Raw genomic sequence first — 25,572 nt, 5'->3', positions numbered from 1 at the left:
GCACCGCGTCCTGACGCCGCACGAGGTCCGGCCTATACAGGTACTGCGAGTCCACCCCGACGCCGCGTCGATGACGGTCAGACGCCGGCACCGGCGCAATCGCACCTTCTCGGCGACACGGCCGGTCGGCCGGGCATCGGCGCGGACGCGGTCTCGATCCGCGTCACCTCCTGGGCCAGGCGGGCTCGCGCCGCACGGATCGGGCGGTAGGTTGGCGATTCATGTCACGGAGATCGTGGACATGGTGGGCCGCGGCCCTGACCATCGCCGTCGGTGGGATGGCCCCCGGTCTGTTGGTGCCGGAATTCGGTTGGTCGTACTTCGGTCCCGGCGGATTCTGTCCCGGCGGGGAGTTCTACATGGGGGAGGACAATCCCCTGTGGGACGTGGTCGCGTTCGTGCCGCTCCTGTTCTACGGGGCCGTGCCGGCGGTGGCCCTCGCCTTCACCGCCCATTGGCTGAGCACGCGCATCGGCCGTCCCCGGATCGGGCGGGTGAGTGCGCGAACCATTGCCGCCACCGCGCTCGTGGCGCACGGCGTCGGCCCCCTGGCCTTCCTCGTGGACGTGGCCGGCGACAGCCGATGCCTCTTCTCGGAGTGGGGCGGGCCCGAGGGGGCCTCGCTCCTCGTCGGGCCGAACCTGGCGGCCACGGCGGCCGCTCTGTGCGTGTTCTCAGCCGTGCGGCGGCCACGCCATCGGTTGCGCACCATGCTGCGGAGACTGGCGCGGGCACGCTGGTTCCGGCGGACGGGTGCGGTCGCGGCGGCACTGGCCGTGCTGGGGCTGGTGCCGACGGCCGACCTGGGCTCGGGCCCCATCGCCGCCCCCGGCTCATGTCCGCCCACCACCCCCGGCACTCCCCGGGTGCCGATCGGTGAACAGGCGTTCCTGTGCGCCGCCCGCCAAGGTCACGGTTTCGACGCCGTCCCGGACCACGCCCTGCTCGCCTACGGCCGGGCGCAGTGCGCCGCCTACCCGCGCGTGACTCACTACGTGCATGCCATCGCGTCGATCTGCCCTCCCGCCGCGGCCGACGTGCTGCGCGAGATCACCGCCCAAGAGGCCGCGTACGCCCGCCGCGAGGCCGCCGCCCAGGCCATCTGCGACCGCTCCCGTCACCGGCCCCGGATCAAGCCCGTCCTCGTGGCGCACGTTCGCGAATTCTCCGAGATCGGCATGGAAGCCTATGAGGACCATGAGGACTCCGCACAGGAGGTGTCCGTCATGCACGGAGACCTGGTGGGCAGTGCGCCGGGCCACCTGTCGATCTCTTTCTCCCCGGAATACGAGGCGTGTGTCACCACCGAGGTCTACCGGCGCCGTCCACCGGTGGAGGTCAAGGGCTGGGACCAGGTGATCGAGGTCGGCTACCACAGCCCCACCGGGGACTTCGTGCTCCGGGATCCGATGGCCGAGCCCGAACTGCCGAACCTGGCCGTCGCCGGGAAGGGCCACTACCGTGTACGGGTGCACTACCGCGAACCCGATTGGGACGCGTTCACCCCGCAACACCTGCTGATCATGATCTATCCCGGGCGGGGTGACCAGGTCATCGACCTGAAACGGGCTCCCTCATGAGCGCGAGGTCGCTTGGCCCGGCCGGCCGCCCGGGGCGGCGAGCGTCGCGCGCAATCGAAGACGGGGAATCACGATGGGCCTCTGGCGGTGTGGACGGTCAGGGTCGCCGGGCCCAGGCGTAGCCGGCCGTCGTCGAGCGGCACGCAACGCACTCCGCCGTGGCCACGTAGCGCGCGGAACGCCCCGGGGGCCAGGACGACGTCCATCCAGGCGCATGGATTCGCCGGGCGGTACGCCTGGAAGCGCACCTCGCCGTCGCCGGAGTCGAGGCCGAACACCGCGCCGTCCAGCCGGGTGCCGTTCTCGTCGCGGCCGGCGGCCAGTTCGTCGATGGGGAAGCCGCGCAGGACGATGTTGCGGCGCACGAGCAGCGGATCGGGTGGCGAGGCCAGGCCCAGGCGCTGCGCGAGATCGTCCAGGGCCTCGGCGGCGAACACGGTGACCGCCGCCTGGCGATGGGCGCGATGGTTGAAGTAGCGGTCGCCCACGAGCCCGAGCCCCGCCCGTACGAGGACGTGGTCGCGCGCGACCGGAACCGGGTCGGGCCGCGGCCCGTCACCGGGGCGGCCCTCGTACGCGTGCGCCGGCGAGACATGAAGGGCCACGATCTCCACGGGCCGGGGTCCGGTGACGGGACCGTTCACAGGAGCGACCCTATCGCGCGGCGGACGCCCCGAGTCATCCGGTGCTGCGGACGGCAGGCTGGCCCTCCTTGTCGGCAGGCGCGGCGCAGAACACCGCCTTGATGAGCATGTCCAGCACCTTCGGGAACACCTCCGCCACGTTGATCGCGGCGTCGCCCATGGTCAGCGAGGCGGTGAGGGTCTTGCCGCCGTCGGGCGTGCTGTACATCAGCGCCCCGTAGCCCCCCGGAGCGCCGCCGTTGTGGTGGAAGACGGTGCCGAACTCCGGGCCCAGGTCCTGCACGAACAGCCCGAGGCCGTAGCCGAGCTCGCCGTGCGGAGTGCGCATCTCGGCCAGGAGCCCGGCGGGCAGCAGCCTGCCGCTCATCAGCGCGGAGATGAACGTGTGGAGGTCCTGCGTTGTCGAGATCAGGTCACCGGCGGCGTGCAGCATGGAGGGGTTCTGGCGGGTGACGTCGGCCACCTTCCACTGGTCGCCGTCCTGGTAGCGGCAGTAACCGTGGGCGTGCGGCCCGGGGAGCTCCGGCGACGTGCTCGCCACCACGGTGCCCGACAGCCCGAGCGGGCGCAGGATCCGCCGCCGCATCTCCTCGGCATACGAGCGGCCGGTGACCGTCTCGGTCAGCAGCGCGGCCAGCGTGTAGTTGGTGTTGGAGTAGCTGAAGCCGGTCCCCGGCTCGAACCGCGCAGGCTTGGACAACGCGAACCGCACCAGCTCTTCCGGCTGATAGGTCGTGAACCGGTTGTCCACCCAGTCCTTGCCCATCGAGGGGATCCCCTGGACGAACGTCCCGTCGGGGCCGGGCTCGCCGGTGTAGTTGTACAGCCCGCTGGTGTGCTGCAGCAGCATCCGCACGGTGATCCGCCGGTCCAGCTCGAACTGGGGCAGGTAGCCGGCCACCGGGTCGTCCAGCCCGATCCTGCCGTCGGCCACCAGTTGCAGCACCAGGGTCGCGGTGAAGGTCTTGGCGACGCTGCCCGCCCAGAACCGCCCGTTCGTCGGTGGCTTGTCGCTCTCGCCCAGCTTGCGCACGCCGGCGCTGCCGGCCCACTCGCCCAGCTCGTCGTGCACGCGCAGCTGCACGCCGGCGAAACCGGCATCGACGGCCTCCTGGATGGCCTTCCGCAGCTCCGGGCGATCCGGTCCCGCACCGGCCTGCGGCGCGGCCGTGCCGTCCGCGCTGCCGGCGGTGACCACCCCGGGTGCGGTCGCGGCGTCGAGGCTGCGGGCGGTGATGTCGCCGTACGCGGTGGTGGCGTGGATTTCGAGCTGGGCGGCGGCGCCCTCGGTGTTCCTGAGCGCGTTGTGGATCCGGCCGTGGGCGGTGCCGGCGTCCAGGGAGGCGGAGACTCCGGCGGCGGTGCCCACCGACACCTGGCCGGCCTGGGTGCGCAGCACGACCGTGCCGCGGACGGCCTCGGCGATGCGGATGTCGCCCTTGCCGGTGCTGATCTGCGCGGGGCCGCCCAGACGGCCGACCGAGACGTCACCGGCTTCGGTGGTGAGGCGGACGCTCGCGGCCTCGTCGATCTTGATCTGGCCGTGCGCGCTGTCGAAGGCGACCTCGCCGAACCGTCCGACGGCCCGGAAGTCGGCGCTGGCCGCCGTCCCCTCGACTCGGGAGCCGGCGGGCAGCCGCACCGTCACCTCGATGGAGCCGGAGGGGCCGAATGCCTGGTTGTTCGCCGGGGCCTGGATCCGCAGGACGCCGTCATCGTATTCGACCTTGGTCTGCCCGGCCGCCTTCACGTCGCGGTCCTTGGCGGCGTTTGCGGGCAGGACCTCGACCGCGGTGTCGGCCCGGTCGGCGGCGATGAGCCGGACGCGTCCCGCGGGGATGTCCAGGACGGTGGCGATCGGCGCGGGGGTGTCGAACGTGTGCATCGTGCTCTCCTGCGGCTCGTTGTTTCGAACGCTGGAAACGCTACGTTGCCTTTCTGGGCCTCTTCAAGGCGATCGTTGCCTCTATCATGCATTCCCGCAGCTAGCGAGGCGGAAATCGTTGCAATGGTTGAGAATTCACTGCAATGGCGGTGCAAGCGATCTTTGCAATGGGTCGAGAGTGAACGCTATGGTGGGGACATCGAGGAGCGTGAAGGAGAGGGCGATGCCGGGAGGCAGGCTCAGCCAGCAGGAACGTCAGCAGATCGAGTCGGGGCTGGCCGACGGCCTGGCCTACGCGGAGATCGCCAGACGCCTCGATCGTCCGACCTCGACCATCACGCGTGAGGTGATGCGCAACGGCGGCCCCACCGCCTACCGCGCCGGCCTGGCCCACCACGCCACCCAGCGCCGCACGCACCGGCGCAGGAAGGCCACCCTCCGAGGCCGGGGGGCGCCTTCGCAGCCCTACGGGCGCGACGCCGAGGCCGTGCGCGAGTACGAGGAGATGTTCGCCGCCGTCTTCATGCAAGCGGGCCTGCCCAAGATGGCGTCCCGGGTGCTGGCCTGCCTCTACACCTCCGACACCGGCAGCCTCACCGCGTCCGAGCTCGTGCGGCGCCTCCAGGTCAGCCCGGCGTCGGTCTCCAAAGCGATCACACTCCTGGAGAGCCAGAGCCAGGTCCGCCGGGAACGCGACGAACACCGCCGCGACCGCTACGTCATCGATGACGACGTCTGGTACCAGTCGATGATGGCCAGCGCCCGCGCCACCGCCCATCTCGGCGAGACCGCACGGGCGGGCGTCGGCGTCCTCGGCCCCGGCACTCCGGCCGCCACCCGTCTGGAGAACATCGCCCGCTTCGTCGACTTCGTCTCCGAGAGCATCGCCCGCGCTGCGGACCAAGCCCGCGAGATCCTCCACACCAAACCCGGGGCCACCTCAGACGACACCGTCACGCCAGGCCCGGATCGCGGATAGACGGCCGTCTCGATGGGGGCAACTCCGGGGCGACGGCCCTGGCCGGGCACCGGCCCGTCAGGCTCCGTGTCGTGACGGGCGTGTGCGCTTGTCGCCCCGGCCGGCGGGATCGGCCGACACGTCCGTGGTCGCACGGGCACCGGCGTGGCCGCCCGCGCGCCCGCTGGTCGTCCTTGCTTGACTTCAAGCGCTTGAGGTCTGCTGTGCTGCCTTCATGCCATCGTTCACCATTCAGGACGTGGCCCGGCGCAGCGGGCACCGTCGCCACCGGATCGAGGTCCTGGCCCAGCAGGCGTTGTGGGATGCCCGTGAGCGCGGCGGTGTCGCCGCGGAGGCCGAGGCGGTTCAGCGGCTCGTCGGCGTGGTCGCTCGGATGGAGGTGCTGGGATGAGCCCGGTTCTGGTCACCGGTGGGTCCGGCTACCTGGCGACGCGGTTGATCGCCGCGCTGCTGCGGGCGGGGCGCCCGGTGCGCGCCACGGTCCGATCGCTTGCCCGTGAGGATGAGCTGCGCGCGGCGGTGCGCCGGGGTGGCGCCGACGACACCGGGCTGAAGGTCGTCGCCGCGGACCTGACGAAGGACGACGGCTGGGCCGCCGCGGTGGCCGGCTGTGAGGAGGTCCACCACGTCGCCTCGCCCATCGCGCCTCCCCAGACCGAGCACCCCGACGACTTCATCGTCCCGGCCCGCGACGGCGCTGCGGGTGTTGCGGGCCGCGCGCGACGCCGGGGCCCGGCGCGTCGTGCTCACCTCGTCGTTCGCCGCGATCGGCTACACGCCCAAGCCGGGCGCGGAGTTCACCGAGGCCGACTGGACCGATCCCGGCACGCCGGGACTGGCGCCCTACCCGCGTTCCAAGGTGATCGCCGAGCGGGCCGCGTGGGACCTGATGGAACGCGAAGGCGGCGACACCGAGCTCGTCGTGGTCAACCCCACCTTCATCCTCGGGCCCACCCTCACCACGGGCCTGGGCTCCTCGATGCAGCTGATCAAGGCGATGCTCGACGGGACGATGGAGGTCGCGCCCCGCCTGCGCTTCGGCGTCGTGGACGTGCGCGATGTGGCGGATCTGCACATGCGCGCCATGGCCGCACCCGCCGCCGCGGGCAAGCGTTTCCTGGCCGTCGCCGACGGGCCGTCGCTGAGCTTCTTGGAGGTGGCCGAGATCCTGCGCGAGCGGCTCGGCCCGCTCGCGGCCCGGGTGCCCACGCGGGAGGCGCCCGGTGATGAACCGCCCCGGCCGGTCATCCACAACGACAGGGCCCGTGACGAGCTCGGATGGCGTCCGCGCGACCGCGTGACCACGATCGTGCAGACGGCGGAGAGCCTGCGCGACCTCGGCCTGTTGGAGGCAGGAGACTGACAAGCCCACCGCGGAGAACGTCGATGTGTACCTGATCGCCCGCGACCGGCGACCGGCGACAAGCAGCCCGACGCGATCCGGTTCTACGAGCGCGAGGGCTACGAACGAACCGGCGGTTACGGTCCCTACGCCGGCAACCTCATGGCCGTCTGCTTCGCCCGCAGACTCGCCTGACGACGCGGCGCGATCCGCCGGGGGGCCTTTCGGCGGCCTCCGGCGGCGTGGCGGCGCGATGTGTCAGCGACTGGCGTGGTGTACTTCGGTGCCCTTGCCGGTGAAGACCAGTGCCGCGTAGGCGTTGACCCGGTCCGGGACGATGCCCGGGTCGGTGCCGACCGTTCGTCCGGTGCGGGCGTCGACGACGAACGGGCCGTCCTCGCCCTTGACATAGGACAGGTCCTTGAAATCGGCTTCCGTGGCAGCGTTCCACTCATTCGCGCCGTCACCCGCCGGCCGCCGCCAAAGGATCTTCCCGGTGTCGTCCACCCCGATCGCGCCCTCCTCCTTCGACGCGCACAGCATCACGGTGCCCCCCTCACCGCGATCGCACGCCATCGCCTTGACGAGGCCGGCCTTCTTCGGCACGGCGACATCGCCGGTCGCGATCTCGATCAGTTGCGCCTGGTCGGTGTCGTCGTCGAGCTTGACCAGCGGCCCACCGCCTTCCCTGATGGCCCAGGTGGTGCCGTCGGGCACCCGCTTGTGCCACAGGTCGCGGCCGTCGGCGATGGCGGCACCGGCTAGCGAATAGTCCTGGCCGGCTTCGATCCGGAATCCGATCAGGGCCTCGCCGTACCCGCCGATCAACAGGAAGTCGCTCCGCTGCCACACCATACGCGGCTTGTCCAGGGTGAAGGCGAAGGTGCCTGTCAAGGAGCCGTTCACGGTCCACGCGACGGCCACCGTGTCGCCGGAGGACGACATCTGCAGCGCCCCGAGCTCGCCGGCCGGGTCGCCGTAGACATCGACGGGCAAGCGCCAGATCAGCTTGCCGTTGTCGGCCCGAGCCGCGATCACCTCGAACCCGGCGTGTTCCTCTCCACCGTCCTTCGCGGCGAGCTTCACCGGCACGACCGTGACGACGGCCGGTACTCCGTTGATCTGGACCGGCTCAGGCACCGGCACGCGGTTGCCGAGCTTCTCCGCCTGCTTCTTGCTGAGCTTCGCCGGCGCCGGGACGTCGTAGGTGGGGGTGTTCTCGGTCTCGATGTCGCTGACGACCTTGCCCGTGCCGAGGTCGTACACGGTCAGGCCCGCCGCGTGCGAGAGCCAGGCCGCCCTGCCGTGCAGGGCGATGGGCGGGAACTTCATCACACCCGTCGGCAGGACGTGAGCCGCCCGGGGATCGAACTTGAGCGGGTCCGGAACGGCCGGATCACCACGGAGATCGACGATGTTCTCACGCCTGGCCTGGGGTGTGGTCGTCGGCTTCGGACCGCTGCCGTCCTCGCCCGCCTCGCCGCTGCATGCGCCCAGGGTCGCCAGGACCGCCGCGGCCAGAATGACGACACCGGTACCCACCCGCGTGTTCATGTGCGCTCCGCGTCTCCGCTCGCCACCCACGGTAGCAACATACCGAATCTTGGACGTCCGGTAACGGCCCTGAAGCGTCAGATCCCCCGACGATGCCGCAGAAGGCCGGGGATCGGACCTCGCAGGGGGGCCGGTTCGGGCCGGTGGCGGACGTCGTGTGCGGCGCCGGCGTGCGCCGTGAGGCCGTCAGCGGGTGCGAGAGGGGCGGGTGGCGCGCTGCCACAGGGCGGGCCAGCCGCCGTGACCCAGCCAGGCGGTGGGGACGCGGAGTCCGTCACTGGCGACGCGGTCCCAGAAGACGTCCAGGTCGGCGCCCAGTTCCGCGGCGTCCGGCAGGGCGCGGCGCCAGGGGCCGGTGGGGTCCTCCAGGTCGGAGCGGGGGAAGCCGGGCACGGTCGCCTGGCCGGGCGCGGTGATCGGGATCGTCGGTTGGGCCGGGGGCCAGGTGGTGACGGCGATGATCAGCGGGCACAGGACGGCCGCGTCGGCGTGGTGGGGGATGTGCTCGGCCAGGAGCGGGTTCGCGGTGCGGGCGAGGCGGCCGAGGGAGGCGCGGAGCCTGCGGTTCACCAGCTCCATCGAACGGGCGGGTGCGATCGGGCCGTGACGGGCCGGCTTGCGCAGCGAGGCGGGCAGCGGTGCGTCGGCCAGGAGCAGGTCGAGGTTGTCGAAGCGGGCGCGCAGGCCGGGGTCGAGGTCGGACAGCGCGCGGGCGAGCGGGCGGACCGCGGTGGCGTGCCACAGCCGGGACAGCCCGATCACGGGCAGGGCGTCGAGACAGGCGCGGTCCATCCGGTCGGCGGGCAGCCTGCGCAGGGCCGTGAGCACGTCCGCGGCCGGGGCGGGGACCTGGGCGTCCGTCGCGGGCGCCGCAGTCCGGGGCCGGTTCAGCGCGTCCAGGGTGAGCAGCGCCGCCTTCGTCGAAGGGTGGGCGAGCGCGTGTTCGGCGAGCTTAGCCAGGGGGCCGCTCACCTCGGTGAACAGGCGGTCGGCACGGCGTGCGCGGGCGGCGGGGGGACGTTCGCGGACGGAGGGCGGAAGCGGCTCACGGGCGGGCGGGCGCTCGGCGCGAGGAGGCGGCGCGAGGGTGGCCAGCCAGCGGGACAGCCGCTCCTGCAGAGCGGAGGGCGGGTCGGCGTTGAACCGGGCCTGTATCTCGACGAGGTGCCAGCCGGAGCGGTGGTGCCGGATCTCGGCGTTCGCCTGGATCGTGCCGTCCGGGCCGCGCAGCGCCGCTAGGACGCATGCGCCCTTCACGGCCTCCTCCACGTAGTACGGATGGGCGATGCAGTTGCCCATGTACGACGCCCACTCGGCGAGCGCCCGCGGATTGCGCGCCCACTCGATGCGTACGTCGGTGCCGGGGATGGTGGTGCCGTCCACGGCGGCCAGCGGCTCCGGCAGGCGGAAGGGCTCGACGAGCGCCTGGGTGAGCTCCAGGCTGCCGGTCAGCCCCGAGATCAGCTCCCGCCAGCCGCGGCAGCGGCGGGGCGGCCGGGCACCGAGCGAGACGAGCTGGGCGGCGCCGGCGAGGGCGGAGGAGACGGTGTCCAGGCTCGGCGTCAGGTCGTGCTCAGGGACGGGGTCCCAGTCGACGTACGGGTGGATGACCTGGAAGCCGACGGTCGCGTGCGCATGGCCGTTGAGCTGGGCCAGGGCGTCGCCGAGCTCGCCATACCAGAGCAGGTCGCCGGCGGTCTCGACCTCCTCGGGGGCGGCGTCGGGGCGTTCGGCGAGCCGGACGGTGAGGGGTGGCCGGTCCTCGCCGACCGGCGGCTGCGCCCAGGCGGCCGGGGGACGTTCGCGGGTGTAGCCGACGGCGGCGCGCCATCGGCTCATCCCGCTCGCCGCCCACGGCTCCAGGCGATCGTACCCGTTGCGGACGAGATCGGGGACGGCGTCCAGGACGACCCGGGCGTAGTCTGCGGCCCTGGCCAGGCGCTGCCGGACGTACGGCTCGGCGGGGGCGTCGATTCGCGCGGCCAGGTCGCGGACGTAGCAGCCGGGGCGGGCGGGCAGGCCCGCGAGCCCCGGGACGCGGCGCGCGGCCTGACTCGCCTCGTGCGGGTTCAGCAGGGCGGCGGCCGCGCGGAGCCCGTCGGCGCAGCGCGCGAGGCCGCCGGCCACCCCGTGGTCGGCCACGGCCACGGCGGTCCGGAGCAGGACGGTCGCGGCCATGGCGTTGTGCATCGCCCGGTTCAGGATCTGCATCCAGTGCCACTGTTCCGGAACCCAGCGGACCGCCTCGCCCAAGGTCGGCTCCCGGCCCAATGCCCGGCGGATGTAGTCGAGCGCGACCTCGTCCTCGTAGGCGTTGTAGCGGCCGGTCAGCTCCTCCAGGCGGCTGCGCCTGGCCTGGGTGGCCCGGATCCGTTCTTCGCGCCTGGCCTCCTCCTGCCGGGCGGCCACCTGGTTCCACAGGTCGAGGAGCAGGTCGAGCCGGCGCGGGGAGGGGTACGGGGCGAGCACCCGGCCGAGGTGGGCGGCCATGGCGGAGGGCATGGCGTGCGGCTCCGGAGCGACGGTGGGCCCGGCCTCGGCCGCGTCCTCGGGGACGGCGCCCATGTGAAGGAGGCGTTCGAGCTGTTCGGCGCCCAGCAGGGCGCTGGCCGCTGCGCGGCCTCTCATGACCGGGTCGCCGTGCGTACGCGCGCGTCTCCGGCCGGGCCAGGACGTGACGGGCCTGTGCCGGGCACGCGCAGTGACCTGCGGGCTCGGCGTCACAGTGGTAACCGAGGCGTGGGCGCGCGGACCCGCGCTCAGTGAGGTGGGCGACTTCGACCACCAGGGACGGCCCGGGGTGCGGGCTCTGGTCACCACGGAGGACTTCGTGGAGCAGGGTGACGGTCGTGGCCGCACGCGGGGCACTGCGGCCGAGGTGTCGTGGGCCTGGCGGTTCGAGGCGGGCGGCGGACCGGGCCCGCTACCGCTGCGCCAGGGCACGACGGCGGCGACGTCCGTTCGGGCCGGTCGCTGTGAGCGGCGGCCCCGCCGAAGCGTGCGCCGGCTGGCGCCACGGCCTCGCCGTGCGATGGCCGATGACGGGAGCTTCATAATTAGAATCTTGATTCTGATAAATGCGGGTGGGACACTGGCGCACGGCCCTGTCATTCCGCCGGTGGTCCCGGCGCGGCGTCCCCCAGATCGAGAGGCATCATGAAGACGCGTACCTCCGAGGCGACCGGCTGTCGGCACCGCCGTTCCCGGGCGTGCGCCGGCGGTGCCGTTGGGCATGCCTCCTGGCGGTCACACCGTCCGGGTGGGCGCTCCGTCCCTCGGCACTCCCTGCCGCCATAAGATCGGACCATGACCCGTGAGGTGGCCCGCGCCCCCAAGCAGGAGCGCAGCCGTCTGTCGTTCGAGCGTGCGCAGGACGCGGTGGTGGCCCTGCTGGTCGAGCACGGCTCCGACTCCTTCACGCTGGCCGAGGTCGCCGAACGGGCCGGGGTGTCCATCGGGTCCATGTACACCCGCGTGGCCAGCAAGGACGATCTCATCCTCGCGGTGCAGCAGCGCGAGATGGCGCGGATCGAGGAGGAGACCCGCCGGGCGCTCGACGGGCCGCCGTCCGCGGACGTCCCCTTCCCCGAAGTGGTCCGCGGCCTGGTGGTCAGCACCGGGGAGCTCCTGCGCTCCAACGCCGGGATCATGCGCCCGTTCATGCTCCGCGCCAACACCGACCCCGAGGTCGCCCGCCTCGGCAAGCAATCGTCCCAGGTCCTGGCCGGGCTGTTCCGGGCGCGGCTGCTCGGCCGTCCCGACGCCATCAGGCACGCGCAGCCCGATCGCGCCGTCCGATGGTGCTTCACCATGGTCTACAGCGTGCTCGCCCGCTACCTCGGCCTGGGCAGCAGCCCCGAGTCCGCGGGCGAGGGCGACTGGGACGAACTGCTGGACGACCTGGCCGAGACGGTCACCCTCTACCTGACCACCCCGCGATCCTGACTCCCCGAGCCCGACGACACTCCCCGAGCCGACGACGCCGCGTGCCCCTGAGGCGCGCACCGGCTGGAAGCGAGCCTGCGCATGTACGTGTATGTCACTGCGGACCACGTCGAACTTCGCGAGCCGGACGACTGCCGCCGGTTCCATGTCCTGACCGCCCTGGACCGGGCCGCCCTGGACGCGGCTCTGGCCGGCGCCGGGGCCGGGTCCGCGACCGATGCTGAGACCGATGCCGAGATCGACATCGGCTGGGTGCGCTCGGCCGCGGTCGGCGCCGGCGGCGTGGGCGGCGACTGGGCGGACAGGTTCGCGGCGATGCTGGCCTACGCCGGGCGCAAGGGCTGGCTCACCGCGGACGGGCGGCGGGTGAGGGCCCATGTGGAGCGGCCTTAGCCGGGGCGGCAGGGTCAACCGCCCGCGCTCGCCAGCATGGAGTGGCGGCGGCTGTAGACGAAGTAGATGACCAGGCCGAGGAGGAACCAGAACAGGAAGCGGAGCCAGGTCTGCGGGGCGAGGAACGTGACCAGCCAGAGGGAGAAGACCACGCCGATGGCCGGCACCACCGGCATGCCGGGAGTGCGGAACCCGCGCGGCAGGTCGGGCCGGCGGTAACGCAGGACGATGACGGCCAGGCAGACCACGACGAACGCCAGCAGGATGCCGATGTTGGTCAGTTCGGCCGCCTCGCGGATCGGGAGGAAGCCGGCGATGAGGGCGGAGCCCACGCCGACGATCCAGGTGACCCTGCTCGGCACCCGGCGTACGGGGTGGAGCTTGGCGAACCACTGGGGCAGCAGCCCGTCCCGGCTCATCGCGAACCACACCCGGGTGACGCCGAGCATGAAGGTGAACATCACGGTGAGGATGCCCACGATGGCGCCGGCCGCGATGACGCCGGCCAGGCCGGACAGCCCGACCGAGGCGAAGGCCGAGGAGAAGCCGCTCTCCGGGTCGATCTCCCGATAGTTCTGCATGCCCGTGAGCACCAGGGTGGCCAGCACGTACAGCACCATCGAGATGAGCAGCGAGTAGATGATGGCCTTGGGCATGTGCCGCATCGAGTCCCGCGACTCCTCCGCCGCGGTGCTCATCGCGTCGTAGCCGAACACGGCGAAGAAGACCGTGGCGGCACCGGTGATCGCCCCGCCGATGCCGTAGGGGAAGAACGGCGTGTAGTTGGCGGTCGTGATGTGGAAGAAGCCGACCACGATCACGAGCACCACCACGGCGACCTTCACCAGGACGACGGTGGTCTCGAAGCGGGCCGCGACCTTGATGCCGCGGTTGAGCAGATACGCGATGAGCAGGCACAGCAGCACCGCGAACAGATCGACGACGCGGCCGGGCCCCGTGCCGGGCGCGCCCAGCATCCACGCCGGAAGCTGGAAGCCCAGCTCGGCGACGAGGAAGCCGAAGTAGCCGGAGATGCCGATCGCCACCACCGCGACGATCGCGGTGTACTCCAGCAGCAGGTCCCACCCGACCATCCAGCCGACGATCTCGCCGAGCACCGCGTAGCTGTAGGTGTACGCCGAGCCGGCCTTGGGGATCATGCCCGCGAACTCGGCGTAGGACAGGGCCGCGGCGGCGCTGGCAACCCCGGCGATCAGGAAGGAGACGAGCACGGCCGGACCCGCCGTCTGGTTCGCGACGGCCCCGGCCAGCGCGAAGATGCCGGCGCCGATGATGCCGCCGATGCCGATGGCGGTCAGTTGCCACAGGCCGAGGGAGCGGGACAGTTCGCCCTCGTGCTCGGTTGCGATCTGCTCCACCGGCTTACGGCGCAGGAGCCCCGACCCCGCACCGCCCGCATCGCGAGTTGACATCATGTGACTCCCCTGACTCCGGTTGAGCCCGCTGATGTCACCTGTGCCACTTCTGGGCGGCTCCATGCCCTCGCGATGAACGGCTGGGCAAGTCTTTATCCGGACGATCCCCGGCCATCAGGATGGGCGGGCGGCCGTTCGCGGGCGGGACGGGGCGTTCCGGTTCTCGCGGGCGGCGGCGACCAGGGTGCGCGGCAGCCATTGCACAAGAAGGTTTCCTATTTAATACTGCGATCAGTCCAGCGTGTCGCGGTGCGCAGTGCCCCGCCTCGCCGCTGGTGCGCGTCACAGCCATGCCCCGCCGACCCCACGCCGTACCGGATCCGGAGGTCCTCGTGACTCGTCGTGTCCTCGCCCTCGTCACCGCCGTGCTCGCCTGCCTGGGCGCGCTCGCCGTCTCCACCGCCCCCGCGCAGGCCGCCTCGGCGAGCGTCGTCGAGATCGTCTACAGCCCGCTCTCGCTCGGCGACTACTGCTCCGCCAAGGTCAACTCCTCCTCCACCATCGGCTTCTACAACGGCAGCCTCGGCTGCTACCGGTGGAGCACCGGCGGCACCGGCCTGACCTACACCGGCACCGGCAGCGCCTCCGCCGCGTGCGCCTACTTCAACCCCACCTACACCTACCTCGGCTACGCCCAGGGCGGCAGCCAGGCGCTGATCTGCAGGTACTCGGTCTGACCCCACCCCTCTGCCCCTCCCGGCGTCGTGCGCGGAGGCGACGCCGGGGACGGGCGCATCGCGGCCGGCGTTGCGGATCGGGACGCGCGGCACGTTGCCGATTCGGACGTTTTCCGGCCGCAACCGTCGTGGCATCCTCGGTGGCATGCACGCAGCCAGGGGACTTCCCCTCGCCGGCCTGCGGGTGATCGACCTGGCCGACGGCAAGGCCGAGATGTGCGGCCGGTTCCTCGCCGACCTCGGGGCCGACGTCATCCGGGTCGAGCCGCCCGGCGGCGCGCCGACCCGGCGTCGTGAGCCCCTGCACGAAGGGGTGAGCCTGTACTTCGCCACCCACAACGCCAACAAGCGCGGCATCACCCTCGACCTGCGCGACTCCGCCGACCGCGGCAGGCTCCTCGATCTGGCCGCGGGGGCGGACATCCTCATCGAGACCGAGCGGCCCGGCGCCCTGGACCGGCTCGGCATCGGCGCGGACGCGCTGCTGGCGCGCAACCCGGCGCTGGTGGTCGTCTCGATCACCGACTTCGGCCAGACGGGACCGTACCGCGACTGGATCGGCACCGACTGGACGCACCTGGCGCTCGGCGGAGTGCTGTCGCGCTCGGGCATCCCCGGGCGCGAGCCGGTGCTGCCGCCGGGGCCGCCGGCGTACGAGTCGGCGGCGGTCCAGGCCGCGTTCGCGGGCCTGCTCGCCTACCTGAACCGGCTCGACACCGGGCGGGGCGACCACGTGGACTGCTCGGTGTACGAGATGACCGCGCAGACCCTGGACCCCGGCTTCGGCATCGGCGGCTCGGCCACCGGCGGCGTGCCGGCCACCGAACTGCCGCGCGGCCGACCCGACGCGGGCAGACTGTACCCGATCTTCCGCTGCGCGGACGGGTACGTACGGATCTGCCTGCTGGCCAGACGGCAGTGGCGCGGCATGTTCGCCTGGCTGGGCGAGCCGGAGGAGTTCGCCGACCCGAAGTACGACACCCTGGCGGGCAGGTTCGGCGCGTCCGAGCGGCTGCACGTCCTGATCGGGGAGCTGTTCCGGGACAGGACCAGGGACGAGCTGGTGGCCCGGGGGCAGGAGCGCGGGGTGCCGATCGCGGCGCTGCTCGACCCGGGCGAGGTGCTGGCGGGGCCCCACTTCCTGGCACGCGGGAGCCTGGTGGACGCGGAGGTCGCGCCCGGACTGACCGGCCGGCTGCCCTCGGGGTACGTCGAGGTGAACGGCGTACGGGCCGGGTTCCGGCACCGTGCCCCCGAGGTCGGCGAGCACAACGACGAGGTGTTCGCCGAGGCGGCGCGCACCCCGCCGGCCGGGCCCGCGCCCGCCGCCCCGGCCCCGCGCCGGCCGCTGGAAGGGCTGCGGGTGCTGGACCTGGGCGTCATCGTCGCCGGCGCGGAGCTCGGGCGGCTGCTGGCGGACCAGGGCGCCGAGGTCATCAAGGTCGAGAGCCGGGCGTACCCGGACGGCAGCCGCCAGTCGCTGACCGGACAGGTCATCACCGCGAGCTTCGCCAGGGGGCACCGCAACAAGCTCAGCGCGGGGATCAACCTGCGCTCGCCCGAGGGCCTGGATATCTTCAAGCGGCTCGCCGCGCGGTCGGACGTCATCCTGTCCAACTTCAAGCCCGGCACCCTGGAGTCGCTGGGGCTCGGCTACGACGTCATCGGCGAGCTGAACCCGCGGATCATCATGGCCGACAGCAGCGCCCTGGGCGCGAGCGGGCCGTGGAGCAGGCGCATGGGGTACGGCCCCCTGGTCCGCGCCTCGACCGGGCTGACCGGGCTGTGGCGCGACACCGGCGTGGAGGGCGGGTTCTGCGACGCCATCACGATCTACCCCGACCACATCGCCGCCCGCGTCGCCGCCGTGGCCGTGCTCGCCGCGCTGATCGAGCGGCGGCGTACGGGCCGGGGCGGCACGGTCAGCGTGGCCCAGGCCGAGACCATCCTCACCCAGATGTCCACCGGCCTCCTGCGCGAGTCGCTGCGGCCCGGCACCCTCACCCCGCACGGCAACACCGGCGAGTGGGACGCGCCTCAGGGCCTCTACCCGTGCGCGGGCGAGGACGAATGGTGCGTGGTGAGCGTCGAGGGGGAGGAGCGGTGGCGGAGCCTGTGCCGCGTCATCGGCCGTGACGACCTGCTCGCCGACCCGCGACTCGCCACCTCCGCGGGCCGCCGGGCGCACCGCGGCCTCATCGACGCCGCCGTGACGGCCTGGACGGCGGCCACCCCACCACGCGAATGCATGCGACGGCTCCAGGAGGCCGGCGTGCCCGCCGGGATGATGCAGCGCGTCACCGAGTACCTCGACGACCCCCAGCTCAGGGCCCGCGGTTTCCTGCGCGAGATGCGCCAGCCGCACATCGGGCACACGCTGCCCACCGAGAACGGCCCGGCCGCCTTCCGCGGCATCGCCGACCCCGAACTGCGCCCGGCGCCGCTGATGGGGGAGCACACCCGGCTGGTGGCCGCGAAGCTGCTCGGCCTGGCGGAACCGGAGGTGGACAGGCTCATCGAGGCCGGCGTCCTGGAGGAGACGGACACGAAGGCGGAGGTGTGATCCGTCTCGGCGGGAGTGCGGCGTCGGGTCAGGGCCTGTCGAGATCGTCCAGGGCGCGCTGGGTCCGCATGGTCTCGGGGTGCGTCGGCCCGAGCGTACGAAGCCTGCCCGCGAGCGTTTCCCCGAACTCCCGCCTGCGCCGGGCGAGATCGCCCCGGTGGCACCACAGCTCGGCCAGGGTGTGCCGCGTCCTGAGCGTGGCGGGGTGGCAGGGGCCGAGCAGGCGCCGCTGTACGTCCAGCACCTCCTCGCAGATGCGATACGCCGACTCGTGGTCGCCCTGACGCGCCAGGGCGACCGCGAGGCTGTGCCGGGTCCACAGGGTGTCAGGATGATCGGGAGGCAGTGCGCTGCCGCGGATGGCCAGGACGTATTCCAGCAGCCGGCGTGCGCCGGCGTACTCTCCTCGGTCGGTCTGCAGAACGGCGAGACTGTGCTGGGTCCACAGCGTGTCGGGGTCGTCGGCGCCCAGCGCGCGCTGTTGCGCCGTGAGCACCTGCCGGTAGATGCGCTCGGAATCGGCGTGCGCCCCCTGGTCGGCCAGAAGCGAGGCCAGATTGCGCAACGTCCACAACGTCGCCTGGTGCTCGGGGCCCAGTGTTCTCCGCTGCCTGGCCGACACCGTCCGGTAGAGCCGCTCGGCACGCTGGTACGCGCCCAGGCGGTGCAGGATGGTGGCGTGACTGTGCAGCAGGCGCAGGAGCGCCGGGTCGTTCCGGGGGAGGGCGGCGGTGACGGCCAGGGCCGCTTCCGCGAGCTGATGCGCGCCGAGGAACGAGCCGCTCAACCTGAGCATGCGCGTGACCGCGGCCGCACTGGCCCCCAGGTGGCGGAGTTGCTCGCGGCGCGGGCGGTGGGCTCGTTCGAGCAGTGTCCGTAGATGCCGGTCCAGCAGGGCCCACAGCGGCCACTGGTCCGGCCGCTCCGGGTCGAGGCGCTGCGAGGCGGCGTGGACCAGTCCGACCGCGGCGCTCCACGCTCTGCCGGGATCGCGGGCCGAGGCTCGGACGGTTTCGGCGACCAGAGGATGCAGCCGGACGCCGCGTACGTTCTCGTCCTCCGCGAGATCGATGATGCTGACCCGCCGCAGCGCCGCGCGGGCGGCGATGGCGTCATCGACGGCACACCGGGGTACGAACGCCGAGAGCGACTCCGGCGTGATGACCGCCTCGGGGATGATGTGGCCGGCGAATTGGGCGAGGACGCCGGCCAGTGGCCTGGCCGCCCTGACGCCCTGCCGGGTCAGCGTGTCCAGGGACAACTCCCAGGTCCTGGTGACGAGCTGCCGATCCGACAGGTCGTTGCGGACGTCGAGGCGGCGGGTCAGCGTATTGAGCGGGTCCGACGCGAACGCCTGCCGGTATGAGGCGAAGCCGTCGTAGCGGGCATGTGAGGAGCCGATGTAGCTCCCCGCGAGATGCAGTGCCAGAGGCAGATGGTGCAGGTCGCGTGCCAGGTCGTCGGCGTGCCGCGGGTCGGGCGCGTCCGGCGCGAGGTCGCGCAGGACGTCGGCGGAGGCGCCGGGCGGGAGACGGCCGATGTCGTGGATGCGGCACAGGGGGCCCCATGTGAACGGGTCGCGGTCGCGCGAGGTGATCACGATCATGCAGGAGCGGGCGGCGCGCACCCAGCCGTTGCCGTCGGCCACCCGTCCGGTGGGGAGCGCCAGGAGCCGCTGCGGGTCGTCGGCGTTGTCGAAGACGAGCAACGGCCGAGCGGGCAGCCGTTTGCGCTCGATGGCCTTCCAGAACACGTCGCAGGCGTTCCGCTTGCCTGCGAGCGCCTCTCTGACCATTCCGTCGGGCACATCGAGGTCGTCCTGGGCGGCCCGCAGCAGCAGGACGGTGAGCTGCGCCTGGTCGTTCGCGTCCACCCACCACACCCGGCTTCCCGCATCGGCGAGGTCGGCGGCCAGGCGCAGCGCCACCGTGGTCTTCCCGGAGCCGCCGAGGCCGGCCAGCACATGAACCCGCGGATCGCCGTCACGCGCCGAGGCGGCCAGTTCGGCGAGCAGCTCGTCACGACCGAGCACCCGCGCGGGGAGTCTGCCCACCGGGGCCTGTGTGGTCGAGAACGCCCCGCCCAGCTCCGCTTCGTCCGGTTCCTTGAGGGGTGACGACGCCAGGACGCGTGTGTTCATGGCCGCCCAGGGCGGCCGGATCAGCGCGGTGGAGGCGGCGACCGGCAAGGTCGTGTGGTCGCGCGCGCCCGCCGGAGGCTGGACCCGCTCCTCGCCCGTGTACGCGGGCGACCTGCTGCTGATGACCTTCCAGAGCGACATCGTCGTGGCGGTCGATCCGGCGACCGGCGTGGAGAAGTGGCGCTACCGCAGCACCGGGACGTCGTACCTGTTCGGCGGCGGCACGGCCACCGCGCCCGCGGTCGCGGACGGCGTCGCGTACGCCGGCTTCGCCGACGGCAGCGTGACGGCGCTCGACCTGGCCACCGGACGGCCGAAGTGGACGCAGCGGACCGGCCACGGGGTCATCTCCTCCCCGGCGGTCTCCGGCGGCGTCGTCTACGTCGGCGGCAACGACGGCGCGATCCGCGGCTTCGACGCCGCCACCGGGCAGCCCCTGTGGCGGCACACCATCGGGCCGTGGGTGGCGTCGTCCCCCGCCGTCTCCGGCAACGCGCTCGTCGTCGGCGCCTACGACGGCAACCTGTACGCCTTCACCGAGAGCGGCGAGCCGGGCGTGCCGCGCTGGTCGAAGGTGACGGGCGTGGTGAGCACCGCGCAGGGCCCCGCCCCGGACACCCGCGTCGTCATCCGCGACGGCGAGGGCGCCATCCGCGGCGACGTGCGCACCGACGCGAACGGCGGGTACGCGGTCGCGCTGCCGGTGGGCGAGTACCGGGTGGAGGCCGTACGCCGCGGCCACCGGCCCGGCGCCGTGGAGGTGAAGGTGGCCAAGGACGGGGAGACCGTACCGGCCGGCCTCACGCTCACCCCGTTCACCGGCCCGGTGGCGGGCCGGAGCGACCTGCCGCTCGACTACGGCGCGGGCAGCACCCGCACCGACACCGAACTCGGGCAGCCGTACGACTTCGTCGCCAACGACCGGCTCACCGCGAGCGTGGTGACGAAGGTGGCCGCCAACAACAACCCCGGCACCGCCCAGCCCGGCTGGCTCGCCGACATGACCCTGTCCGACGCGACCGGCCGGGAGGACCTGGACTGGTCGGAGCTGATCCTCACCACCAAGGCGCCCGGCGGGCCCGACTGGAACCGTCCCGGCGAGTGGCTGCCGCTGCCCGACGTCAAGGTCGAGGGGGACCGGATCATCGCCTCCGGCAAGCCCCAGATGGCGCCGGACCTCGACGCCAAGCTCACCTACCGGGCGCTGCCCGGCGCGCCGGTGGTCAAGATGACCCTGGAGCTCACCAACAACGGCGCGGCGGACTTCGCCGGCAGCTTCCAGTACCTGCTGGACCCGGACACCCCGGACGACACGTCCATCGTCCCCGGAGTCGCGGCCGCCAACCCCGGCTTCATCTCCCAGGGCTGGACCAAGAACTACGTCTACGACGGCGCCAGGACCGCCGGCGGCGTCGCCGCCCAGGGCCTGGCCTGGCTGGAGGACAAGCCCGTCATGCTCACCGCCCGCGGCTACGTCTTCGGCGTCTGGTTCGACGCCTCCGTCGCGGCCGGCCAGACCCGGACGATCACGTGGTACCACATCACCGACTACCCGGCGGCCGGCGGTGACGTGACCGCCAACATCGCCGGCTGGGCGGCCAAGCTCGCCACCCTCGATCACTGACCCACCCCGCTCACCCCTGGCACGGCCGTGACCGGTCTGCCAGGGGTGAGCCGTTTCCAGGCGTGCCGTTCCCGACATGCCCCTACATATCCCGACATAATTGACGTCGGCCCGTATGCCGGGGGAGAGGAGAGCCCGTGTTCACCGCCGTTGGCCGCACCGTCCTGCTGGTGAAGGACCAGGACGAGGCGCTTGCGTTCTACCGTGACGTCCTCGGCTTCACCGTGCTGCACGACCAGGTCGCCGACGGCTACCGCTTCCTGCACATCGGCCTGCCCGGCCGGACGGACGGCGGTCTGTGGCTGATGCCGGCGAGCGGTGAGGACCTGGCCCGCGTCGGAGCCCAGACCGGAGGGCAGCCGCTGCTGGTCCTCTACACCGGCGACCTGGCGGCGGTCCGCGAGCGCCTGGCCGAGGCCGGGGTGGAGATGTGGGCCGAACAGCGCGACGCCGGCGGCGCGTCCCTGCACTTCCGCGACCTGTACGGCAACGTCATCATCGCCGCCCAGCTCGACCCGGCCGGTTCCGATCCACGGGGGTGAGCTCCACGGGGGTGAGCGACGTCCCGCTCAGCCGCCCAGGCCCTTCATCGCGCTCCTGACCGCGTCGAGGAGGACGGCGGCGCCCTGGTCCGGTGCGCCGTCCCGGATATGGTTGAGGACATAGCCGAACGCGAGGCCGGTCGCCGGGTCGGCGAAGCCGAGCGACCCGCCGTAACCGGGGAACCCGAAAGCGGCCGGGCCGTACCAGAAGGCGTCGGGTGTCGGCAGGCCGAAGCCGGTGCCGATGCGGACGGGCACGCGCAGGATGCGGTCGATGCCGCTGACCTGTTCCCTGGTCGCCGCGGCCAGGGTGGCGGGGGTGAGGATGCGGTGCCCGTCCACCTCGCCGATGAGCGCGGCGTAGAAGCGGGCCAGGGCACGGGCCGTGCAGATGCCGTTGGTCGAGGGCATCTCCGCGGACTGCTCGGCGGGGTCGTTGTGGTCCAGGGGAGGCTGGACGAGCATCATCGCCCGTACGGTCAACGACGTGGGATCGGCGTAGGCCGCCATCACGTCGCGCGCGGCTTCGGGCAGGGCGTCGAGGTCGGTCGCGGCCAGTGCGTCCATGTCCGGCGGGGTGGCGATGATCCTGCTGACCCGGTGCCGCTCGGCCTCGGGCAGCCCGATCCACAGGTCCAGGCCGAGGGGCTCGGCGATCTCCTCGGCGAGGAAGGCGCCGATGCTGCGGCCGCTCACCCGGCGGACGACCTCTCCGACCAGCCAGCCGTAGGTGTGCGCGTGGTAGCCGTGGTCCGTTCCCGGCTCCCAGACGGGACGCTGGGCGGCCAGCGCGGTCACCACCGGTTCCCAGGCGACCGCCTGCGCCGGGGTGATCGGCCGGTCGAGCACCGGCAGCCCGGCCTGGTGGGTGAGCAGCCAGCGCACCGGGATGCGGTCCTTGCCGTTGGCCGCGAACTCCGGCCAGTAGTCGGCGACGGGCGCGTCGAGGTCCAGTTCCCCGCGCTGCGCGAGCAGGTGCGCGCAGGCGGCGGTGACGCCCTTGGTGGTGGAGTAGACGACCTGCAAGGTGTCGCGCCGCCAGGGGCGGTCGTGCTCGGGGTCGGCGATCCCGCCCCACAGATCGACGACCTTCCGGCCGTGCAGGTAGGCGCTGACCGCGGCGCCTCCCTGCCGGTCGCCGGCCAGGACGGCCGCGAACGCCTCGCGTACCGCTTCGAATCCCGGTGCGGTTTCCCCGCCGATTTCGGGCATGCGTCATCGCCTTTCGGTGGCCGTGGTGCGGAATCGCTACCTGCGCCAGCTCTCGACGAGCCAGCCGCAGATCTCCGCCTCGGTCATCTCGGGGAATTCCTCGGTGAGCGTGATGATGGTCCGCAGCGCCTCGTCGCGGTCCATGCCGCGCGCCGCCGCCGCTTTGAGGTATTCCTGACGCGCAATGGTGGGGCGGCCTCCGCCGGCGCCGCGGCCGGGCAGGCTGTCACGCCACCGCGTGATCTCCTCCAGCCGGTCGCGGCGCCAGCCGGGGGTTCCGTCGATGTCGACGTCAGGTTCGGGAAAGGGGTGACTCGAATCGGCCGGATGGCGGGAACGCCATTTGTGCACCGCGTGCCGGCTCACTCCGAGTGCCTGGGCGATGCCGAGAACGCCGAGGTAGTACTCGGTCATGGCAGCAAGCACCCTCTTGTCGTCCCGTTCCTCCTCTGCGGATCTCATTACTACCACGCCCGGGGTGCGCCCCGAGATGCGGTGAACATTGTCTCTTGCGTAGACGACGATAGGGGAGTGCACCTAACTTCGTCAACGGCAGAGACGACGATTGATGCGCCCTGCTATGTGCCGGGGACCGTGACCTCGCCGGCCGCGATCCGCCGCTTGATCTCCTCCAGCCTCGGCCTGATGGCGGCCAGGGCGGTGCCCGGGGCGAAGTCGAAGGCGCCGTCCTTCACGCCGTACACCCTCGCGCCGGCCGGGACGGCGCCCCTCGCGGCGGACCTGAGGTAGTCGAAGACGATGACGTCGACCCGCTTGACGACCGAGGTGATGAAGACGCCGCGCAGATCCTCGCCGGCGCCCTGGGACTCGTCGCCGTCGGCGCCGACGACCAGGGCGCCCGCCGCGCCGGCGGCCCGGGTGATCCCCGGGTTCGAGCTGCCCGCGTCCTGGAAGACGACGTCGCCGCCGGCCTGGAACAGGCGGGCCGCGATGCGCCGGGCCTTGCCCTGGTCGTCGTACCCGCTGTAGTCGGGCGCCGCGGACACGTACTCGGTGGCGACCCGGATGCCGGGGACGGCCGCCCTGGCGCCGGCGGCGAACCCCGCGGCGGCGCGGTCGATGATGGGCTCGCCCTTGACCGCGCCGATGAACCCCACGCTCTTCTTCCTCGACGCCAGGGCCGCCGCCGCGCCCGCGAGGTATCCGAGCTCCTGCTCGGCGAAGACCAGGTTGGTGACGTTCGGCCCCAGGTCCTCCCAGCTCTCCACGATGGCGAAGCGGACCTTGGGGAACTCCGCCGCCACGGTCTCGACGGCGGGGGAGTACGAATAGCCGACCGCGATGACCGGGTCGTGGCCACTGCGCGCCAGGGTGCGCAGCCGCTCCGCCTTCGCCTTCTCCTCCTCGCCCTCGACCGCCTCCACCTCGCTCACCGAGGCGCCGAACTCGTCCTGGGCGCGGGCGATGCCGGGCAGCGCCGAGGCGTTGAACCAGCCGTCGTTGCGGCCGCCGACGTCCATGGCGAAGCCCACCTTGCCCAGCCTGACGGCCGCGGCCGGCGGCTGCTCCGTCTCGGCGGCCGGTCGCCCGCCCCCGGTGGGCCACAGCCACACGGCGGCGCCGATCGCGACGGCGGACGCGGCGGCCAGCGCGGCCACGACGACCGGCCGCTTCCCGCGCTGCGGGCGGATCGTGAGCGTGGTCCCCGGCGTGGCGGACTCGTGGCCGACCAGGTGGAGCATGATGTCGGCCGCGGATGGGCGCTCGGCCGGGTCCTTGGCCAGGCAGCGTTCGAGGAGGGGGCGCAGGCTCTCGGGCGCGCCGGTGAGGTCGGGGGCCGAGGTGAGGATGGCGTGCAGGACGGCCGGCACGCCTGTGCCGGCGAACGGCGGGCGGCCCGTGGCGGCGAAGACCATGGTCATCGCCCAACTGAACACGTCGGCCGCCGCCCCGGCGGGCTCGTTGGCGATCTGCTCCGGCGACATGTAGGCGGGGGTGCCCACGACGCCGCTGCTCGTGACCGTGAACGAGTCGAGCGCGCGGGCGATGCCGAAGTCGATCACGCGCGGGCCGTCGGGGCCGAGCAGGACGTTGCTGGGCTTGAAATCGCGGTGCACGATGCCGGCGCGGTGGATCGCCGCCAGCGCGCCCGCCGTGCCCAGTGCCAGGCGGACCAGCTCGTCCTCGCCGAGGACGCCGCGCTCGCGTACGCGCGCCTCCAGCGAGACGCCCTCGACGTACTCGCTGACGATGTACGGACGGTCGCCCACCATGCTGACGGCGAGCACCCGGGCGGTGGAGAACGCGGCCACCCGGCGCGCCGCCTCGACCTCGCGGACGAACCTGCGGTGGGCGGTCTCGTCCGCCGAGCTCGCCGCGTGCAGCACCTTGATCGCGACCTGCCCGCCGCCGGGCGCCTCGGCCAGGTAGACCTTCCCCTGCCCGCCCTCGCCCAGCCGGCCGAGCACCCGATACTCGCCCAGCCGCTCGGGCTCACCCGGCCGTAAGGGGTGTGGCTCGGGCATGTCACCTCCGTCGTGTCGCTACGACGATAGGGGATTCGCCCCGGGCCGCGACCCGCCATTGAGATGCATCCATGTTGACTTATATAAGGACATGCTGAAATTGTTGTGCCGCGCGATGCGAGCGCGCGAGTCGCCGAAGGAGATGTCCATGGCCCAGAAGATCACCACCTGCCTCATGTTCCAAGGAGCCGCCGAGGAGGCGATGACGTTCTACACCTCGCTGTTCGACGACGCGGAGATCCTCTTCATCGCCCGCTACGGCCCGGAGGGCCCCGGGGCCGAGGGCAGCGTGCAGCACGCCACCTTCACCCTGGCCGGCAAGGAGTACATGGCCATGGACAGCAGCGTGCCGCACGCCTTCACATTCACCCCGTCCACGTCGTTGTACGTGCAGTGTGACTCGGAGGAGGAGATCGAGCGCCTGTACGCGGCGCTGTCGGAGAAGGGCGGGGAGCTGATGCCGCTCGGCGACTACGGTTTCAGCAGACGGTTCGGCTGGATCAACGACAGGTTCGGCGTCTCCTGGCAGCTCAACCTCCCCTGATCTCGTCCCCGATCTCCCGCCCGCCG

General features: G+C 72.5%; 19 protein-coding genes and 3 pseudogenes. 12 read left to right on the top strand and 10 right to left on the bottom strand.

The genetic code is table 11. From position 1 onward, the window contains the following. Positions 1-278: 278 nt before the first annotated feature. The gene (locus tag HNP84_RS31395) at positions 279-1,580 is read left to right on the top strand and encodes a hypothetical protein (RefSeq protein WP_185053565.1); all 1,302 of its coding nucleotides are present in this window, start codon (positions 279-281) and stop codon (positions 1,578-1,580) included. A gap of 68 nt (positions 1,581-1,648) precedes the next feature. Here HNP84_RS31395 and HNP84_RS31390 read toward each other — a convergent pair whose 3' ends face one another. The 3 genes and pseudogenes from HNP84_RS31390 to HNP84_RS31380 form a co-directional block, all read right to left on the bottom strand. Further along, positions 1,649-2,224 (bottom strand): MOSC domain-containing protein, encoded by a 576-nt coding sequence (locus tag HNP84_RS31390; RefSeq protein WP_185053564.1) that lies wholly within the window; start codon positions 2,222-2,224, stop codon positions 1,649-1,651. 34 nt (positions 2,225-2,258) lie between these two features. Then, positions 2,259-3,290 (bottom strand): annotated as a pseudogene (locus HNP84_RS31385) (serine hydrolase domain-containing protein); the annotation flags it as partial. A 153-nt stretch (positions 3,291-3,443) separates the two neighbouring features. Further along, a pseudogene (locus HNP84_RS31380) lies at positions 3,444-4,109 on the bottom strand (DUF4097 family beta strand repeat-containing protein); the annotation flags it as partial. A 223-nt stretch (positions 4,110-4,332) separates the two neighbouring features. Between HNP84_RS31380 and HNP84_RS31375 the strand changes: the two are divergent. From HNP84_RS31375 to HNP84_RS31365, 4 genes and pseudogenes are all read left to right on the top strand, one after another. Next, positions 4,333-5,088, top strand: a complete 756-nt coding sequence (locus tag HNP84_RS31375; RefSeq protein WP_185053563.1) for a GbsR/MarR family transcriptional regulator — start codon at positions 4,333-4,335, stop codon at positions 5,086-5,088. A 214-nt stretch (positions 5,089-5,302) separates the two neighbouring features. Then, the gene (locus tag HNP84_RS31370) at positions 5,303-5,479 is read left to right on the top strand and encodes a hypothetical protein (protein ID WP_185053562.1); all 177 of its coding nucleotides are present in this window, start codon (positions 5,303-5,305) and stop codon (positions 5,477-5,479) included. Beyond that, positions 5,476-5,706: pseudogene (locus tag HNP84_RS56830) on the top strand (NmrA family NAD(P)-binding protein); the annotation flags it as partial. The gene HNP84_RS31370 and the pseudogene HNP84_RS56830, both read left to right, overlap by 4 nt. An 85-nt stretch (positions 5,707-5,791) precedes the next feature. Beyond that, positions 5,792-6,451: an NAD-dependent epimerase/dehydratase family protein gene (locus HNP84_RS31365; RefSeq protein WP_221336983.1), complete on the top strand. Its 660-nt coding sequence runs from the start codon at positions 5,792-5,794 to the stop codon at positions 6,449-6,451. Between the two features lie 237 nt (positions 6,452-6,688). Here the strand turns inward: HNP84_RS31365 and HNP84_RS31360 are convergent, their stop codons facing one another. Further along, the gene (locus HNP84_RS31360) at positions 6,689-7,984 is read right to left on the bottom strand and encodes a hypothetical protein (RefSeq protein ID WP_185053561.1); all 1,296 of its coding nucleotides are present in this window, start codon (positions 7,982-7,984) and stop codon (positions 6,689-6,691) included. Positions 7,985-8,170: 186 nt separating this feature from the next. After that, positions 8,171-10,612 (bottom strand): hypothetical protein, encoded by a 2,442-nt coding sequence (locus HNP84_RS31355; RefSeq protein WP_185053560.1) that lies wholly within the window; start codon positions 10,610-10,612, stop codon positions 8,171-8,173. A gap of 678 nt (positions 10,613-11,290) precedes the next feature. Between HNP84_RS31355 and HNP84_RS31350 the strand changes: the two genes are divergently transcribed. Together HNP84_RS31350 and HNP84_RS31345 are read left to right on the top strand one after the other, a co-directional pair. Continuing rightward, positions 11,291-11,929: a TetR/AcrR family transcriptional regulator gene (locus HNP84_RS31350; RefSeq protein ID WP_185053559.1), complete on the top strand. Its 639-nt coding sequence runs from the start codon at positions 11,291-11,293 to the stop codon at positions 11,927-11,929. Between the two features lie 81 nt (positions 11,930-12,010). Continuing rightward, positions 12,011-12,322 (top strand): hypothetical protein, encoded by a 312-nt coding sequence (locus tag HNP84_RS31345; RefSeq protein ID WP_185053558.1) that lies wholly within the window; start codon positions 12,011-12,013, stop codon positions 12,320-12,322. 14 nt (positions 12,323-12,336) lie between these two features. On the opposite strand, the gene HNP84_RS31340 is transcribed toward HNP84_RS31345, so the two are convergent. After that, entirely contained in the window at positions 12,337-13,701 is a 1,365-nt protein-coding gene (locus tag HNP84_RS31340; protein WP_312926153.1) for an amino acid permease, read from the bottom strand. Between the two features lie 389 nt (positions 13,702-14,090). On the opposite strand from HNP84_RS31340, the gene HNP84_RS31335 reads away from it, so the two are divergent. Together HNP84_RS31335 and HNP84_RS31330 are read left to right on the top strand one after the other, a co-directional pair. Continuing rightward, positions 14,091-14,435, top strand: a complete 345-nt coding sequence (locus tag HNP84_RS31335) for a hypothetical protein (RefSeq protein ID WP_185053557.1) — start codon at positions 14,091-14,093, stop codon at positions 14,433-14,435. A 145-nt stretch (positions 14,436-14,580) separates the two neighbouring features. After that, positions 14,581-16,998, top strand: a complete 2,418-nt coding sequence (locus HNP84_RS31330) for a CaiB/BaiF CoA transferase family protein (RefSeq protein ID WP_185053556.1) — start codon at positions 14,581-14,583, stop codon at positions 16,996-16,998. Between the two features lie 28 nt (positions 16,999-17,026). Here HNP84_RS31330 and HNP84_RS31325 read toward each other — a convergent pair whose 3' ends face one another. Further along, positions 17,027-19,138, bottom strand: a complete 2,112-nt coding sequence (locus tag HNP84_RS31325) for a tetratricopeptide repeat protein (RefSeq protein WP_185053555.1) — start codon at positions 19,136-19,138, stop codon at positions 17,027-17,029. On the opposite strand from HNP84_RS31325, the gene HNP84_RS31320 reads away from it, so the two are divergent. Then, a complete protein-coding gene (locus HNP84_RS31320) occupies positions 19,137-20,762 on the top strand; it encodes an outer membrane protein assembly factor BamB family protein (protein WP_246518971.1) in 1,626 nt (541 codons plus the stop codon). The two genes, HNP84_RS31325 and HNP84_RS31320, sit on opposite strands and share 2 nt — an antisense overlap. Before the next feature lie 137 nt (positions 20,763-20,899). Then, positions 20,900-21,304, top strand: a complete 405-nt coding sequence (locus HNP84_RS31315) for a VOC family protein (RefSeq protein ID WP_185053553.1) — start codon at positions 20,900-20,902, stop codon at positions 21,302-21,304. A gap of 27 nt (positions 21,305-21,331) precedes the next feature. Here HNP84_RS31315 and HNP84_RS31310 read toward each other — a convergent pair whose 3' ends face one another. The 3 genes from HNP84_RS31310 to HNP84_RS31300 all read right to left on the bottom strand — a co-directional run bounded on the left by HNP84_RS31310 (position 21,332) and on the right by HNP84_RS31300 (position 25,002). Next, positions 21,332-22,516: a serine hydrolase domain-containing protein gene (locus HNP84_RS31310; RefSeq protein WP_185053552.1), complete on the bottom strand. Its 1,185-nt coding sequence runs from the start codon at positions 22,514-22,516 to the stop codon at positions 21,332-21,334. A 36-nt stretch (positions 22,517-22,552) separates the two neighbouring features. Next, complete coding sequence (locus HNP84_RS31305; protein ID WP_185053551.1) at positions 22,553-22,930, bottom strand: hypothetical protein; 378 nt, start codon at positions 22,928-22,930, stop codon at positions 22,553-22,555. A 164-nt stretch (positions 22,931-23,094) separates the two neighbouring features. After that, complete coding sequence (locus HNP84_RS31300) at positions 23,095-25,002, bottom strand: protein kinase domain-containing protein (RefSeq protein ID WP_185053550.1); 1,908 nt, start codon at positions 25,000-25,002, stop codon at positions 23,095-23,097. A gap of 148 nt (positions 25,003-25,150) precedes the next feature. On the opposite strand from HNP84_RS31300, the gene HNP84_RS31295 reads away from it, so the two are divergent. Continuing rightward, positions 25,151-25,546 (top strand): VOC family protein, encoded by a 396-nt coding sequence (locus tag HNP84_RS31295; protein WP_221336981.1) that lies wholly within the window; start codon positions 25,151-25,153, stop codon positions 25,544-25,546. The last annotated feature ends 26 nt before the right edge of the window (positions 25,547-25,572 follow it).

Origin of the sequence: Thermocatellispora tengchongensis, assembly GCF_014202315.1 — a bacterium.
Classification (GTDB): Bacteria; Actinomycetota; Actinomycetes; order Streptosporangiales; family Streptosporangiaceae; genus Thermocatellispora; species Thermocatellispora tengchongensis.
This window is presented reverse-complemented; position numbering and strand designations above follow the sequence as displayed.